Origin of the sequence: Pandoraea sp. B-6 (assembly GCF_000282835.1) — a bacterium.
GTDB lineage: Bacteria > Pseudomonadota > Gammaproteobacteria > Burkholderiales > Burkholderiaceae > Pandoraea > Pandoraea cepalis.
In genome coordinates this window covers 54,574-68,809 of the sequence record NZ_KB290540.1, presented here as the reverse complement: position 1 = coordinate 68,809, position 14,236 = coordinate 54,574, and the positions used below count along the sequence as shown (strand labels likewise).

14 protein-coding genes and 2 tRNA genes are annotated in these 14,236 nt (G+C 63.6%); 7 read left to right on the top strand and 9 right to left on the bottom strand.

Annotated elements, in window-relative coordinates:
- The first annotated feature begins 98 nt into the window (after positions 1 to 98).
- Positions 99 to 395 (top strand): acylphosphatase, encoded by a 297-nt coding sequence (locus A985_RS0117335; RefSeq protein WP_026132080.1) that lies wholly within the window; start codon positions 99 to 101, stop codon positions 393 to 395.
- Between the two features lie 296 nt (positions 396 to 691).
- Here the strand turns inward: A985_RS0117335 and infA are convergent, their stop codons facing one another.
- On the bottom strand, positions 692 to 913 hold the full coding sequence (infA, locus tag A985_RS0117330) for a translation initiation factor IF-1 (protein ID WP_017234638.1): 222 nt from the start codon (positions 911 to 913) through the stop codon (positions 692 to 694).
- Positions 914 to 1,499: 586 nt separating this feature from the next.
- Here infA and A985_RS0117325 point away from each other — a divergent pair.
- Both A985_RS0117325 and A985_RS0117320 read left to right on the top strand, forming a co-directional pair.
- Positions 1,500 to 1,976 (top strand): CBS domain-containing protein, encoded by a 477-nt coding sequence (locus A985_RS0117325; RefSeq protein ID WP_017234637.1) that lies wholly within the window; start codon positions 1,500 to 1,502, stop codon positions 1,974 to 1,976.
- A 488-nt stretch (positions 1,977 to 2,464) separates the two neighbouring features.
- On the top strand, positions 2,465 to 3,004 hold the full coding sequence (locus tag A985_RS0117320; protein ID WP_017234636.1) for a glycine zipper 2TM domain-containing protein: 540 nt from the start codon (positions 2,465 to 2,467) through the stop codon (positions 3,002 to 3,004).
- Positions 3,005 to 3,095: 91 nt separating this feature from the next.
- On the opposite strand, the gene A985_RS0117315 is transcribed toward A985_RS0117320, so the two are convergent.
- The 4 genes from A985_RS0117315 to A985_RS0117295 form a co-directional block, all read right to left on the bottom strand.
- Positions 3,096 to 3,599 (bottom strand): M48 family metallopeptidase, encoded by a 504-nt coding sequence (locus tag A985_RS0117315; RefSeq protein ID WP_026132079.1) that lies wholly within the window; start codon positions 3,597 to 3,599, stop codon positions 3,096 to 3,098.
- A 106-nt stretch (positions 3,600 to 3,705) separates the two neighbouring features.
- On the bottom strand, positions 3,706 to 3,924 hold the full coding sequence (locus A985_RS0117310) for a hypothetical protein (RefSeq protein ID WP_017234634.1): 219 nt from the start codon (positions 3,922 to 3,924) through the stop codon (positions 3,706 to 3,708).
- 264 nt (positions 3,925 to 4,188) lie between these two features.
- Positions 4,189 to 4,264 (bottom strand) — tRNA-Glu (locus tag A985_RS0117300).
- A gap of 17 nt (positions 4,265 to 4,281) precedes the next feature.
- Positions 4,282 to 4,357, bottom strand: a tRNA-Ala gene (locus A985_RS0117295).
- 190 nt (positions 4,358 to 4,547) lie between these two features.
- On the opposite strand from A985_RS0117295, the gene A985_RS0117290 reads away from it, so the two are divergent.
- A complete protein-coding gene (locus A985_RS0117290; RefSeq protein ID WP_017234632.1) occupies positions 4,548 to 5,012 on the top strand; it encodes a CreA family protein in 465 nt (154 codons plus the stop codon).
- A gap of 30 nt (positions 5,013 to 5,042) precedes the next feature.
- Here the strand turns inward: A985_RS0117290 and A985_RS0117285 are convergent, their stop codons facing one another.
- Positions 5,043 to 6,947, bottom strand: a complete 1,905-nt coding sequence (locus A985_RS0117285; protein ID WP_017234631.1) for a sigma-54-dependent Fis family transcriptional regulator — start codon at positions 6,945 to 6,947, stop codon at positions 5,043 to 5,045.
- Between the two features lie 294 nt (positions 6,948 to 7,241).
- On the opposite strand from A985_RS0117285, the gene A985_RS0117280 reads away from it, so the two are divergent.
- Together A985_RS0117280 and A985_RS0117275 are read left to right on the top strand one after the other, a co-directional pair.
- Positions 7,242 to 8,762, top strand: a complete 1,521-nt coding sequence (locus tag A985_RS0117280) for an aldehyde dehydrogenase family protein (RefSeq protein ID WP_017234630.1) — start codon at positions 7,242 to 7,244, stop codon at positions 8,760 to 8,762.
- 193 nt (positions 8,763 to 8,955) lie between these two features.
- Positions 8,956 to 9,636 carry a TetR family transcriptional regulator gene (locus tag A985_RS0117275; protein WP_017234629.1) on the top strand — a complete coding sequence of 227 codons (681 nt, stop codon included), beginning with the start codon at positions 8,956 to 8,958 and terminating at the stop codon, positions 9,634 to 9,636.
- A 157-nt stretch (positions 9,637 to 9,793) separates the two neighbouring features.
- Here A985_RS0117275 and A985_RS0117270 read toward each other — a convergent pair whose 3' ends face one another.
- From A985_RS0117270 to aroQ, 3 genes are read right to left on the bottom strand one after another with little or no spacing between them, the layout of a single operon-like run.
- A complete protein-coding gene (locus A985_RS0117270) occupies positions 9,794 to 11,146 on the bottom strand; it encodes an MFS transporter (protein ID WP_026132078.1) in 1,353 nt (450 codons plus the stop codon).
- A gap of 22 nt (positions 11,147 to 11,168) precedes the next feature.
- The gene (locus tag A985_RS0117265) at positions 11,169 to 12,044 is read right to left on the bottom strand and encodes a shikimate dehydrogenase (RefSeq protein ID WP_017234627.1); all 876 of its coding nucleotides are present in this window, start codon (positions 12,042 to 12,044) and stop codon (positions 11,169 to 11,171) included.
- A gap of 2 nt (positions 12,045 to 12,046) precedes the next feature.
- Positions 12,047 to 12,508, bottom strand: coding sequence for a type II 3-dehydroquinate dehydratase (gene aroQ / locus A985_RS0117260; protein ID WP_017234626.1), 462 nt, complete (start codon positions 12,506 to 12,508; stop codon positions 12,047 to 12,049).
- Between the two features lie 322 nt (positions 12,509 to 12,830).
- Between aroQ and A985_RS25975 the strand changes: the two genes are divergently transcribed.
- A partial coding sequence (locus tag A985_RS25975) for a sugar phosphate isomerase/epimerase and 4-hydroxyphenylpyruvate domain-containing protein (protein ID WP_232424665.1) occupies positions 12,831 to 14,236 on the top strand: 1,406 nt, incomplete at its 3' end.

Below are 14,236 nucleotides of genomic sequence, written 5' to 3'. Positions count from 1 at the left end.
CCGGGCGGGCAAGCGTCAAACGATGGCGCTACAATCGCCGCTTCCCTGAAGGCTCGTCTTTCGAATCCTTGTCGTTGCTTTTTCCGCTGCTCGCCGCCATGAAGTCACTCTCACCCAGTTCCACGCTAGAAACCGTTGCCGTGCGTTTGCGCGGCAAGATTCAAGGCGTGGGGTACCGGCAGGCGGCCGTGCGCGAAGGGCACCTGATTGGCGTGCGCGGTTGGGTGCAGGCACTGCCCGAGGGCGACATTCTCGCGCTGGTGCAAGGCACGCCCGATCAAGTCGACAAAATGCTCGAATGGATGCGGCACGGCCCGCCTGGCGCGCGCGTGACGGCTTTCGAAAGCGAAGTGGAATACACGGGCCGCCGATTCGACCGCTTCGAGCAACTCTGACGGCACGACACCCGCGCACCGCCGGCCTCGCCTATGCCTCGCCTATGCCTCGCTGACGTCGGGCGGGTGCGAATGGCAGACGCTCGGGCGGCCGCTCAGGCAGCACGTTCTGCGAGCAATACGGGGACTATCCGGGCAACAACTCGGGAGGGGAAATGTGAAGGGAAACGCGAGGGGAAATTCGGCAGAAAATGCGAAGTGATGGGCAGCGACCGACCGTCGGGTCGCCGCGCATCGCTTCCGTGCGCGTCGAGGCGATGCCTTGCGACGCGCAAAAGCCAGACGTTTTCGCTGACTTAATTCTTGTGACGATAGTTGATGCGGCCCTTGCTCAGGTCATAGGGCGACATTTCCAGCGTCACGCGGTCACCCGCGAGAATGCGGATGCGGTTCTTCTGCATACGGCCGCTCGCATATGCCATCACTACCACGCCGTTTTCGAGCGTGACGCGAAAGCGATTGTCCGGCAATACATCCGAAACGTGTCCGCTGAATTCGATCAGTTCTTCCTTGGCCAATATCGTGTCCTCTTGAGGGTACCGCTCGCGAGAGCGCAGCACCGATGTTACTGAAGGTTCGTTCGCCAATACCGTCGCCGCACCCTGGCGGTGACCGGGTGCACATCGAACGCCAAAAGGAGCCTACCCGGTGGACTGGCCATGACAGCATGGCGGTGCACCGAAACGCGGCGATGGTTCGAAGGAGCAAGGCACATTGCGGCAGTGCCACAATGACGAGCAGTGTGTGTCGGGAGGGCGAAGACCGTGGGGTCTGCGCCATCGGCACAGCGAGTGATCCGGCTCGCAAGACATGGTTGTCAGCGACGCCGATAAAGCTTTTCGCGATCGTCAGGCGATGATCGACGAATTTTCGCCGATCCCGCTAGGATACGCCTTTCTACGTTGCTCGTGGGAAAAAAATGGCATTCGGGCAACAATCTGGAGGGCCCCGGCCACCGCTGGGTTCCGCAATGCACAAAAAGTGGCCGGTCGTGGCGCCCGCGCGGGTCTGCCGCGCGCGGATTCACTCGGGGACAACGCGAACATGACGCGCGGTCCGCCCTCAACTATGCTGTAAGTACCCGCAGCCCGCAGGAGGATGACCATGAAAACAGTCGCTCAGATCCTGAAGTCCAAATCGGTCGACACGGTGTACAAGGTGCGCCCGTCCGATTCGGTACTCGATGCCTTGACCCTGATGGCCGAAGCACGCATCGGGGCGGTGCTGGTCAGCGAAGACGATCACACGATCGTCGGCATCTTCACCGAGCGCGATTACGCGCGAAAAGTCGCCCTCATGGGGCGCACCTCAGTCAATACCCCGGTGCGCGACGTCATGACCTCAGCCGTGCGTTACGTCGGCCCCGAGCAGACCAACGACGAATGCATGTCGCTGATGACAGAACATCGCATTCGTCACCTGCCTGTCATGAAAGACGGCGAACTGATGGGCCTGCTTTCCATCGGCGACCTGGTCAAGGCGATCATCACTGAACAGCAGTTCACCATCGACCAGTTGGAGAATTACATCATGGGAGGTGGCGCCGCGCTGGCGGGCCGCACACCGTCGCGGCCGAGCTGACCTGACGATCACGGCAGCGCAATCAGGGATACAGCGCCTCATTCGAGGCGCTTTTTTCGGGTCGCGCCTCAAAATGTCGGCACCCGCCCGCCTGACGCCCCCGCCCGCTCACGGGCAGGCCCGTGGCATCGTCGCCTCGGCGGTCAGGAGCGGCCGCCCCCCCTGTTGGATAACGACCTCAAACAGCGCTCAAATCGTAAATCGTTAGTAAGTTCCCACTTTTCGTGACGCATGTGCAGAACATGCCCGCATGCCTCGTCTGGCGAGACGATAATCGATGGGCGCCCCGAAAGGGCGACAATGCGCCTGAAACCGTCGTCGCGGTACGCGCCACGCCATTACAAACGCTTACCTTTTCTTACAGCACAAAGGTCTGCGGAACCCTACATTCCGCGTCGTGGTCGCAATAGACTCACCACAGGGTGCGCAGTGTCACCGCGAACGTCGGTGATGGCGCATTTACCTCACGCTCACGAGGACGAACCAAAATGAACATCAAGACACTTACGGGAATCAGCGCGGCACTGGCCGCCCTCATGCTGGCCGGTTGCGTTGCACCGGGCCCGCAGTATGGGTATCAGCAACAGGGATACCAGCAGGGCTATCAGCAACCGGGGTATCAACAGGGCTATCAGCAGCAGCCGGGCTACCAACAGGGGTATCAGCAGCCGCAACAGCAGCAGATTCCGGGAGCACTGTATGGCCGCGTCGAATCGATCGAGCAAGTGAACGGCGCCAATAACAGCCCGAACATCCTCGGGACGGTGCTCGGCGGCGCGGCGGGCGGCCTGCTCGGCAATACGATGGGCGGCGGGCGTGGGCGCACTGCGACCACCATCGGGGGTGCCGTGATCGGCGCCATCGCCGGGAATCGCATCGAGAACGGCATGGGTCAGCCGAACGTGCTGTACCGCATTACCGTGCGCCTGGACGACGGTCGCGTCGCGACGGTCACGCAAGCGCCGCCGCTGCGCGTTCAGCAGGGCCAGCGGGCCGCCGTCGCGAACGATATGGTGTATCCGTACTGATCGCTCGCGCGTTATAGCAACGGCAATCGCCAAAAACAACGCCCGCCGGTGTCATGCCGGCGGGCGTTGTCGTTTGACCCCCGCGCAATGCTCAATCGTCAGCGGGTGAGGCCGCCTCGATCTCGCGCCGAACGAGAAACAGCCGTGTATCGAACTCGAGTTGACGGTACCGAGGCTCCATAAACTCGCACAGGCGATAGAAGGCCTTGTTGTGGTCGCTTTCCTTGAGGTGCGCGAGTTCGTGCACGACGATCATGCGCAGAAACTCGGGCGGGGCTTCGCGGAACAATGAGGCGACCCGAATCTCCTTCTTGGCCTTGAGCTTTCCACCCTGCACCCGCGAAATCGCCGTGTGCAGCCCCAGCGCATGATGCACGACGTCGATCCTGGCGTCGTAAGCGACTTTGTGGATGGGCGGTGCGCTGCGCAAGTAGTCCTGTTTGATTTGCGCCGTGAAGTCGTACAGCGCGCGGTCCGTCTGCACGGTGTGGCGCTCGGGATAGCGCCGGTCAAGATGCGCGGCCAGCTGGCCCGCGTCGATCAGTTCGCGCACTTGTGCCAGCACGCCCGCCGGATAGGCCGCAATGAAGCGCATGGGGTCCTTCGGCGCGGGACGCCACGGCGTGAGCACGGATGTCATGGGTGGCACACCCCGCCGGCTCGGGCCGCACTGGCGGCACGCACAATGCGGGGCGCAGCGCTCAATGGTGATGGTGATGCGACCATAGCGGGTCCATCGAGTCGACGAACGACGCCACTGCGCTCTTGTCGCCCGTGGCATGACGCATCAACTGACCGCACTTGCACCAGCCCTGATACGGCGTGATGTGCGAACACGCGGTCGTCTTCTGCAGATACAACGTGACCGGCTTGGCGCACTGGGTGCACTTGAACTTGAGAGTGAGGGCAGGTTTGCTCATGAGGAATTCACCACGGCGCGCGTCGACATGGCGTGCGCAAAGCCGGTATTGTACCGGCAACGCCCGCTGATCCCCTGACACCGGGCAACGGCCGCGGCCTGCCGCACACGGCGGCGCACGTCGCCATCTTGCCGCCCTTCGCGAAAGACCGTCCGTAAACGCAAGAAGCCGGATGTCGTGAAAGACAGCCGGCTTCATGATGCGATTTGCCGAATCTGACGCCGGCGGGCGTCGATGTGTCGATGTCACACCGCTGCCGTGAGATGGCGTCCCCTAGGGGATTCGAACCCCTGTACTCGCCGTGAAAGGGTGATGTCCTCGGCCTCTAGACGAAGGGGACGTAAACCGTCATTCGTTTGGTGGAGGTAAGCGGGATCGAACCGCTGACCTCTTGCATGCCATGCAAGCGCTCTCCCAGCTGAGCTATACCCCCCGCGCGAAGAGGCGTGACTATAGCGCATTTGATCGCGACCGGCAACTGCTCGACCCCAGCACGGCAGGCGCCCTGGCAGGATGTTGAAGATCGCGCGACGCGGGTAGAATCGGCCGCACGGCGCCCGACTCGGGCGACGCGTGGCGGATGCGGTCGCAGCCGCCGTAGACTCCTGACGGAAGACATTCTCATGAAGAAAGCCGCCGCCCTGGCACTAATGGTCGCCACGAGTTGGGCGCATGCCGAGAAGATCGGCGACGTCGATACCGCGTTCAAGCTCGTGGGGCCGGATCACAAGATTGTCGTCGATGCCTACGACGATCCGAAGGTACATGGCGTGACCTGTTACGTGTCGCGCGCAAAAACCGGTGGACTCAAAGGCCTGGTCGGGCTTGCGGAAGACAAGGCGGAAGCCTCGATTGCCTGTCGTTCGGTCGGGCCGGTGTCGTTCGAAGGGACACTGCCCAAGAAGGAAGAAGTCTTCTCGGAAGGCCTGTCTCCGCTCTTCAAGAAGCTGCGCATCGTGCGCATGGTCGACAAGGCGCGCAACACACTCGTCTATCTCACCTACTCCGACAAGCTCATCGACGGCTCCCCGCAGAACAGCGTGACCGCCGTTCCCGTGGATCGCGCAACGCCGATCCCGATGAAGTGAATGCCCCGCTCGGCGGCTGCGCGACCGGTGTTATCCGCGCAGCAGGCCGAATCGCTTCAACTTTCGATAAAGCGTATTCCGACTCACGCCGAGCTTGCGCGCTGCGGCACTGACCTGCCCCTGACAGGCATCAAGTGTTGTGCGCAACGCCTGGCGTTCCGCCGCTTCCAGGGGCGCCTCCGCCGGCGGGTCGACCGGGGGAAGCCCCGATGCGTCGCGCAATGCGTCCGGCAGGTCGTCCAGCGTGATGACGCCGCGCTCGCTGAGCGCGACCAGCGTTCGAATCACGCTGCGCATCTGACGCACATTGCCGGGCCACGGATACGCGCACAGCCGATCCCGCGCGGCGTCCGTCAGGCCGATGGGACCTTGAGGGCAGGCCTGCGCCAGCAGCGTGTGCATCACGTCGACTTTGTCGTCGCGCTCGCGCAGCGACGGCACGCGAACCTCGAGGCCACTCAACCGATAGAAAAGATCTTCGCGGAACTGCCGCTCGGCAATCCGTTCGGACAGATCTCGGTGCGTTGCACTGAGCACGCGAATATCGAGCGGCACCGGTTCGCCACCGCCGAGCGGCGACACCCTGCGGTCTTCGAGCACGCGCAGCAAACGGGTTTGCATGGCGAACGGCATATCGCCGATTTCGTCGAGAAACAGCGTGCCGCCGTTGGCTTGCCATAGCTTTCCGGCCATCCCTTCCTTGCGCGCCCCGGTAAAGCTGCCGCCCACGTAGCCGAACAGTTCGCTCTCGATCAGCGACTCCGGAATCGCCGCGCAATTCAACGCCACGAACGGGCCGCTGGCCCGTGCGCTTGCCGCATGCACGGCGCGCGCGAAGACTTCCTTGCCGCTGCCGGTCTCACCGCGAATCAGCACCGGCACGTCATGCGCGAAAACGCGGCACGCACGCGAAAATTCACGCGCCAGCACCGGATCGGAAAACGGCTCGACCGCCACCTCATGCGGCACGCTCACCGCACGCGTTGCCCGGCGCGCCGCACGCAACGGCGAACGCACCATCGCCACCAGCGCCTCGCCCGTATGCGTCCGAATCGGCCAGCACGCACTCGGCGCCGGATGCGCTTGCGCGAGCAGGGTGTCGAGCGCTTGCGCGAACCATCGATCCACGCGCGTGCCCACCAGCGCGTCGCGCGTCGCGCCGAGGCGATTCAGTGCGCTCTGATTGGCAGCGAGAATATGGCCGGCGTCGTCGAACGCAAGCAATGCTTGCGCGAAGTCACCCAAATGGTCGCCAGGTTCCTGCAACTGCAGCAGCCACTCGTCGCGATAGTGCTGGAAAAAATAGTCGCGCTCCACGACTTTGGCCGACAGGTTCACGAGCGCCAGCGTATGAAACTGGCTTTGCCGGGTCTCATCGGCGCTCGTCGACGAGACATCGATCACGGCAAGCAAGTCCCCTTGCGGCGCGAAGACAGGACTTGCCGTACAGGTGAGCGGCGTGTGCAGCGCGCGGAAGTGATCTTGCTGGCAGATGATGACGGGCGCACGCTCGACCACGCAGGTGCCGATGCCGTTGGTCCCTTCGCACGACTCGCTCCAGTCGGCGCCCGGCCACAAGCCTGCGCGGTGGAAGTCGTCGCGCGTGTCGTCGTGCAGCCGGGAGTCGAGGATCACGCCGTCAGGGGCCGTGAGCAGCACGGCCTGGCGCGGATTCATCAACTGACGCTGCAAACGCTCGAGCACCGGCATGGAGACATGACACAGCCGCTCCATCGCGCTGCGCCGCTCGCGCAGTTGCGACGACGCCAACACCCGCGGCGTCATGCGCGCCCCCGGATCGAGCGCGTAGGTGTCGAGACATCGGCGCCATGAACTCGCGATGTTCGGGTCCGTCGCCGTCGCGACGGACGACAGGTGACCTTGTACGACATCCTGCACACGACGCGCGTGCGCGGATTCTGTCTTGGCTGGCATTGGTCGTCTCCCCCGTGCCGGATGATCTCGTAGTCGTTCCCGAAGCATGTCCCATGCCGGAGGCGATTGCAATGCGGTATGTCAATCGATGGCCATTGGGCGATTGCCTGTCATGAGGATGAGACAACCGTGTCATGGCACGAGACAACCCTGTCTCGGATTCGGCACACATCGCCCGTTGTCGAACCGGCGTCTGGCCCGTGAATCGGCGACCGGCCCCGGGTGGCCCGCGACTTGCTTATTGCCCTGTGTGGCCGCCGCGCCACCGACACGACAATTATCCGGAGACACACCATGCGATACGCCCCGCCCGGCACCCCCGGTGCCCTGCTGACTTTGCAGACGCGCTACGAGAACTACATCGGCGGCAAGTTCGTTCCGCCCGTGGAAGGCCGTTATTTCACCAACACATCGCCCGTCACCGGCGGTGTTATCGGAGAGTTCCCACGCTCCAACGGGGCGGATATCGAGCTGGCGCTCGATGCGGCACACGCGGCGGCGCCCAAATGGGGGAAGACGTCGGTGCAGGCGCGCTCGCGCATTCTGTTGCAGATTGCCGACCGGCTCGAAGCGCACCTCGAACGGTTCGCCGTGGCGGAGACGTGGGACAACGGCAAGCCGGTGCGCGAGACGCTCGCGGCGGATCTGCCGCTGGCGATCGATCACTTCCGCTACTTCGCCGGTTGCATTCGCGCGCAGGAGGGCACCGCCGCCGAGATCGACGAGCACACGGCCGCGTATCACTTTCATGAGCCATTGGGTGTCGTCGGACAGATCATTCCCTGGAATTTCCCGCTGTTGATGGCTGCGTGGAAGCTCGCGCCGGCGCTCGCGGCCGGAAACTGCGTCGTGCTCAAGCCTGCCGAGCAGACGCCGCTCTCGATCACGCTGTTCGCCGAGCTGGTCGGCGATCTGCTGCCGCCCGGCGTGCTCAACGTCGTGCAGGGCTTCGGCAAGGAAGCCGGGGAAGCGCTGGCGACGAGCCGTCGCATCGCGAAAATCGCGTTCACCGGGTCGACGCCGGTCGGTGGCCACATTCTGTCGATGGCGGCGGCCAACCTGATTCCGAGCACGGTCGAGCTGGGCGGCAAGTCGCCGAATATCTTCTTCGACGACATCATGCACGGCGAGCCGGCGTTCATCGAGAAGGCGGCCGAAGGTCTCGTGCTGGGCTTCCTGAATCAGGGCGAGGTGTGCACGTGTCCGTCGCGGGCACTCGTGCAGGAATCGATCTACGAGCCCTTCATGGAAGTGGTGATGGCGCGGGTGGCGCGCATCAAGCGCGGCGATCCGCTCGATACCGACACGGCCGTCGGCGCGCAGGCGTCGCAGCAGCAGTACGACAAGATCCTCACGTATCTCGATCTCGCCCGCAAGGAAGGCGCACAGGTGTTGACGGGCGGGGGCATCGAAGCGCTGGGCGGACCGCTGGCGTCGGGCTTTTACATTCAGCCGACGTTGCTCAAGGGCGATAACCGCATGCGCGTATTCCAGGAAGAGATCTTCGGCCCGGTCGTTGGGGTGACCACGTTCCGGGACGAAGCGGAAGCGTTGGCGATCGCGAACGACACCGAGTTCGGCTTGGGCGCCGGGGTCTGGACACGCGACATCAATCGCGCGTATCGCATGGGCCGCGGCATTCAGGCCGGACGCGTGTGGACCAACTGCTACCACCTCTATCCGGCGCACGCCGCGTTCGGCGGGTACAAGAAGTCCGGTATCGGCCGCGAGACGCACAAGATGATGCTCGATCACTATCAGCAAACAAAGAATCTGCTGGTGAGCTACGACGTCAATCCGCTCGGCTTCTTCTGAGTCATCGGGCGATGTGCGACGCATGGCGCGCTGACCCGCGCGCCATGCGATGAGCCGGCAGAACGGGCAGCGATCGAGGCGCCGCTGTGCCGGACGCTCAAGGGATTGCAGGCATCGACGACGCTGGCGACACGGGGCGTTGGCCGAGATTGTTGCGTGCTAACATTCTCATTTTCGTTGCCAGCCAATAGCTATGAAGCGCGCGGTGAAATCTGAGAGTCCGGGGTCTGTCGCGGCGGCGCCCGCCGCCGACGGCCGGCGCAAGTACGATGCCGAACAGACCAAGCAGAACATTCTGGATATCGCGACGCACGAGTTTTCCACGATGGGTCTGTCGGGCGCGCGCGTCGATGCGATCGCCGAGCGCACGCACACGACCAAGCGCATGATCTATTACTACTTCGAGAGCAAGGAGAAGCTGTATGAAGCCGTGCTCGAGAAGGTGTACAGCGACATCCGCGTACTCGAGCAGGCACTTAACGTCGATGCCATGGATCCCGCCGAGGGCATGCGCACACTGGTCGAGTTCGCGTTTGATTACCACGATAAGCATCGCGACTTCGTGCGCCTCGTGGCCATCGAAAACATTCATCAGGCGAAGTACGTCGAGCAACTCAAGACGTTCAAGAACCGCAACGCCACCATCATCAACACGCTGGAATCGTTGCTCGCGCGCGGCACCGCGTCCGGCGAGTTCCGCGCGGGCATCGACGCGGTCGACCTGCACCTCATCATCAGCTCGTTCTGCTTCCATCGCATTTCGAACCGCTACACATGGGCGGCGGCCTTCGGGCGAGACCCGTCTCACGCGCGCTTGCGCACGCAGCATCGCGACACGCTCGTCGACGTCGTGCAGCGTTACGTCGCCGCCTGAGCGGTAGCATCGCGCGTACAGTTAATCGCCCGGCCATCGCGCGAATCACACGACGCCAATTGCGCACTCGCTCGATTCGATCCGTGGTCGAAGACATGCGAAACGCCCCGGACGCCTTGACGGCGTGCCGGGGCGTTTCATTGGCGTGCCACGTCGATCAGCTTGCCAGATCGATCCGCTTGATGTCCCCCACCACGAAGATGTAGGACAGCGCGCCGATGATCGCGATGGCGCCGATGAGCGTGAGCGCCCAGACGAACGATCCGGTTGCGGCGACGATGAAGCCGATCACGAGCGGCGTCACGATACCGGCGAGGTTCGCCGCGAAGTTGAAGATACCGCCCGTCAGGCCCAACAGGTGCTTCGGCGCGATGTCCGAGACCAGCGTCCAGCCCAGCGCCGCCATGCCTTGCGCGAAGAACGCTACCGACAGAATCGCGATGACGACGGCATTGTTGTCGACATAGTTCGCCGCCACGATGCTCGATGCGCCCAGCAACCCTGCGATGATCGGCAGCTTGCGGGCCACGTTGGCCGAGAGGCCACGACGCAGCAACCAGTCGGACAGCGAGCCGCCGAACATCACCCCCACCGATGCCGCGATGAACGGCAGGATGGCGAAGAAGCCGATCTTGAGCCAGCCCATGTGACGCTCGGTCGCCAGGTACGTCGGGAACCAGGTGAGGAAGAACACGAGCGTCGAGTTGCCCGCGAACTGGCCGATACAGATGCCGAGCAACTGGCGGCGACGAATCAGCTGACCGACCGTATTCCAACTGAACGGCTGCCGTTCGACGGCAACCGCCGGCGTGGCCGCTTCATCGCCGCGAATGTAGGCCAGCTCGGCGGCGTTGGCCCCCGGGTGATCCTGCGGGTCACGGTAGAAACGCCACCACACCAGCCCGAACAACACCCCCGCTACACCCACGGTGATGAACAACACGCGCCAGCCGAAGGCGCCCGTGATGGCGAAGAGCACCGGCGAGAAGAACGCCAGGCCGATGTATTCGCCAACGGTATAGGTGCCGGTCGCCATCGCGCGCTCGGTCTGCGGGAACCATGTGGCAACGACGCGGCTGTTGACCGGGAAGCAAGGCGCTTCGACCAGCCCCAGTCCGAGCCGGCAGGCGATCAGCCCCGACAGTCCGGTGACGAGGCCATGCGCGAGCGTGCAGATCGACCAGAGCGTCATCGCCAGGTAGTACGTAATCTTGCTGCCGAAGCGGTCGAGGAACATGCCGCCCGGTACCTGCGCGAGCACATAACTCCACGAGAACATCGAGAACACGATGCCCATGACGGCGGCCGACAGCCCCAACTCCTTGGTCAGCTGCGGTGCGGCAACGCCCAGCACCGTGCGATCGAGGTAATTGATCATGGTGCCGATCGCCAGCAGCGCGAGAATCTTGTAGCGCGCGTTGGTTCGTTTCGTACCGGCCGCCACGTTCGGGCCGCCCTTCGCTCGTGCTTCTACGCCTTGAGATCCGGCGCTTTGTGATGGGTAAGACATGTCTCCTCCTAGGGAAAGGGTATCAGCTCGACAGCAGACTTCGGAAGTGATTGAGCATTCGATCGGGATCCGGTGCCATCCGCGTAAAGATCTCGTAGGCATCCACCGCCTGGAAGACGGCCATGCCGCCGCCGTTGAGCGTGCGGCAGCCCACCGACCGGGCGGTACGGATCAGTTCGGTTTCCAGCGGGAAATACACAATGTCGGCCACCCACATCGCGGCGCGCAGCAACGTCGCCGGAATCGGCATGCCCGGTAGCTTGGTCATGCCGGTGGGGGTCGCGTGGATCACGCCGTCGGCCGCGTCCAGCGCCTGTGCAATGCTGGTGACGGCCAGCACGCGCGCCTTCGGGAAGCGCCCCGCGAGATCCTGCGCAAGGTGGTTGGCCTTCGCGGCGTCGACATCGAACACTCGCAGCTCCTGCGCGCCAAGCTTCATGGCGGCATGACCGACGGCGCAACCCGCGCCACCGGCGCCGATCAGCGCCACGCGCGCCATCGCCACGTCGCCCGGCATGCCTTCGCGGAATGCACGGTAGAAGCCCGACCAGTCGGTGTTGTGGCCGATCCGGCGCCCGCCTCGCAACACCACCGTGTTCACGGCACCGAGCGCTTTCGCGTCTTCGGACAACTCGTCGAGCTGCGCGATGATGGCCTGCTTGTACGGATACGTGACGTTGAAGCCATCGTAGCCCGCCGCCTCCAGCGCCTTCACCGTGGCCGGCAGGTCCGCGGCGCCGCGCCCGAGTTCCGCCATATCGATACGGCGATAGACATACGACACGCCCATGCGGCGCGCCTCCTCCTCGTGCATGGCCGGGGACATCGAGGCACCGATGCCGTCGCCGATGAGGCCGATGAGCCACGACTTCGGCTCGACTCGCAGATCGTTCTTCATACTCACTCCGTCGCGTCGCCCAGCAGCTTGGCCAGGTAGCGCAAGCCATACTCGTAACCGTCGGAGCCCGCGCCGCAAATCACGCAGCGCGCCACCGCGGACACATAGGAACGATGGCGAAACGCCTCGCGCTGGTGCACGTTCGAGAGATGCACCTCCACGACAGGCAGATCGGATGCGCGCAACGCGTCGCCAATGGCGACCGACGTATGCGTGTAGGCGGCGGGGTTGATCACGATACCGTGCGCTTCGACACGGGCCTGATGAATCCAGTCGATGATCTGGTGCTCGGCGTTGGATTGATGGAAACGAATGTCCACGCCCAGTGCGTCGCCGACGCGACGGCATTTCGCCTCGATATCGGCAAGCGTCTCCGAGCCGTAGATGGTCGGCTCACGCGTTCCCAACATGTTCAGATTTGGCCCGTTCAGCACCCATACCGACGGCCTCATTCCATTCGACATCCCTTCACTCCTCTTCACGTTACCTGCTGGCGCGACACCCTCCGGCACTCAGAGGGGAGGGTCGGGGCGGGTCGCCATTCGGCGGCACAGCACCGATTCACGCTCATCAAGCCACCGATTCTGAGAACAAAAACGTCGGGCGTCATCTGGGGTTAACTATAATTTTAACCATCTAGTTAGTTACTATAATTTGCCTCGCAACCGTTACATCAATTGAATTACCTTTAGTTATGCATGATCTAACTGGTGGGTATAACCAGTCATGGATCATCGAATCACGTAGCTTTCAGCCCCGCCATGGGGCGATCGGATCGCACCGCGCATGAAGACATCCATTGCCACCGTATCGCTGTCGGGCATGCTTCCGAGCAAGCTGACGGCCATTGCCGCCGCCGGCTTCGACGGCTTCGAACTGTTCGAGAACGACCTGCTGTACTTCGACGGCGCACCCAGGACGGTGCGCTCGATGGCCAGCGATCTCGGGCTTGCGATTTTTCTGTATCAGCCGTTTCGCGACTTCGAAGGCGTGTCGCCGGCCCAGTTGGATCAGAACCTCGAGCGGGCGCGGCGCAAGTTCGACGTGATGCACGCGCTCGGAGTCGACACGATGCTGGTGTGCAGCAATGTGTCGCCGAACGTGATTCGGGACGATCGCCTGGCGATCGATCAGCTTGGCGCGCTTGCGGAACTCGCCCGTCAGGCCGGCATCGTCATCGCCTACGAGGCGCTTGCCTGGGGCGCCCATGTCAACTCGTATCGCCACGCCTGGCAGTACGTGAAGGCGGTGAACAGCCCGCACCTCGGGCTCGGGCTCGACAGCTTCCACACCTTGTCCATCAGTGACGACCTCGCCGACCTGGCATCGATCCCCGGCGAGAAGCTGGCCTTCCTGCAGGTCGCCGACGCGCCGCTGCGCAAGATGGACGTGCTCGAATGGAGCCGCCATTACCGCTGCTTCCCCGGCCAGGGCGACCTCGATGTGACGCGCTTCGTTGCCACCGCGCTGGCGGCAGGCTATCGGGGTCCGCTGTCGCTGGAGATTTTCAACGACGGATTCCGGGCTGCCCCGGCCGAGTCGACCGCCAAGGATGGCATTCGCTCGCTGCGCTATCTCGAATCCCAGGTGCGCGATGTGCTGGTCGACGACAAGGCGACGCGCGGACTCGACACGCTGACGAGCCTGCCCCCGGCCCCGGCGGCCATCGACCTTCAGTTCCTGGAATTTGCGGTGGATGCGAACGCGCGCGCCACGCTCACGACGTGGCTCGAAAAGCTCGGCTTCCTGCGCATGGGCCGCCATCGCTCCAAGGATGTCACGCTGTTTCAGCACGGCCGCGCGTCCATTATCCTCAACGCCGAGTCCGATTCGTTCGCCAGTGCGTTCTTCATGCACCACGGCGTATCGCTGTGCGCATCGGCCTTTCGCGTGCCGTCGGCGCACGACACCGTGACGCGTGCGACGCAAGTCGGCTACGCGCGCTTCGAAGGACGCGTGGGACCGAACGAGCGCAATGTGCCCGCCGTGCTCGCCCCTGACCAGAGCCTCTTCTATCTCGTCGACGAGTTGCCCGATGCGCCGACACTGTTCGAGTCCGACTTCCATCTCACAGACATCGACGGGCCGACCCAGACCGGCCCGATCACGGCGGTCGATCACGTTGCGCTGTCGGTGCCGGGCGGCTCGCTCGAACGTTGGGCGCTGTTCTTCCGGTCGGTGTTCGGATTCCA

Excerpts from the sequence above, each read along its gene's own strand:
- A985_RS0117325 (WP_017234637.1), top strand. The coding sequence starts at position 1,500 with ATGAAAACAGTCGCTCAGATCCTGAAGTCCAAATCGGTCGACACGGTG.
- A985_RS0117275 (WP_017234629.1), top strand. The coding sequence starts at position 8,956 with ATGAAGCGCGCGGTGAAATCTGAGAGTCCGGGGTCTGTCGCGGCGGCG.
- A985_RS0117290 (WP_017234632.1), top strand. The coding sequence starts at position 4,548 with ATGAAGAAAGCCGCCGCCCTGGCACTAATGGTCGCCACGAGTTGGGCG.
- A985_RS0117265 (WP_017234627.1), bottom strand. The coding sequence starts at position 12,044 with ATGAAGAACGATCTGCGAGTCGAGCCGAAGTCGTGGCTCATCGGCCTC.
- A985_RS0117335 (WP_026132080.1), top strand. The coding sequence starts at position 99 with ATGAAGTCACTCTCACCCAGTTCCACGCTAGAAACCGTTGCCGTGCGT.
- aroQ (WP_017234626.1), bottom strand. The coding sequence starts at position 12,508 with ATGTCGAATGGAATGAGGCCGTCGGTATGGGTGCTGAACGGGCCAAAT.
- A985_RS0117270 (WP_026132078.1), bottom strand. The coding sequence starts at position 11,146 with ATGTCTTACCCATCACAAAGCGCCGGATCTCAAGGCGTAGAAGCACGA.
- A985_RS0117285 (WP_017234631.1), bottom strand. The coding sequence starts at position 6,947 with ATGCCAGCCAAGACAGAATCCGCGCACGCGCGTCGTGTGCAGGATGTC.
- A985_RS0117280 (WP_017234630.1), top strand. The coding sequence starts at position 7,242 with ATGCGATACGCCCCGCCCGGCACCCCCGGTGCCCTGCTGACTTTGCAG.
- A985_RS0117315 (WP_026132079.1), bottom strand. The coding sequence starts at position 3,599 with ATGCGCTTCATTGCGGCCTATCCGGCGGGCGTGCTGGCACAAGTGCGC.
- A985_RS0117320 (WP_017234636.1), top strand. The coding sequence starts at position 2,465 with ATGAACATCAAGACACTTACGGGAATCAGCGCGGCACTGGCCGCCCTC.
- A985_RS0117310 (WP_017234634.1), bottom strand. The coding sequence starts at position 3,924 with ATGAGCAAACCTGCCCTCACTCTCAAGTTCAAGTGCACCCAGTGCGCC.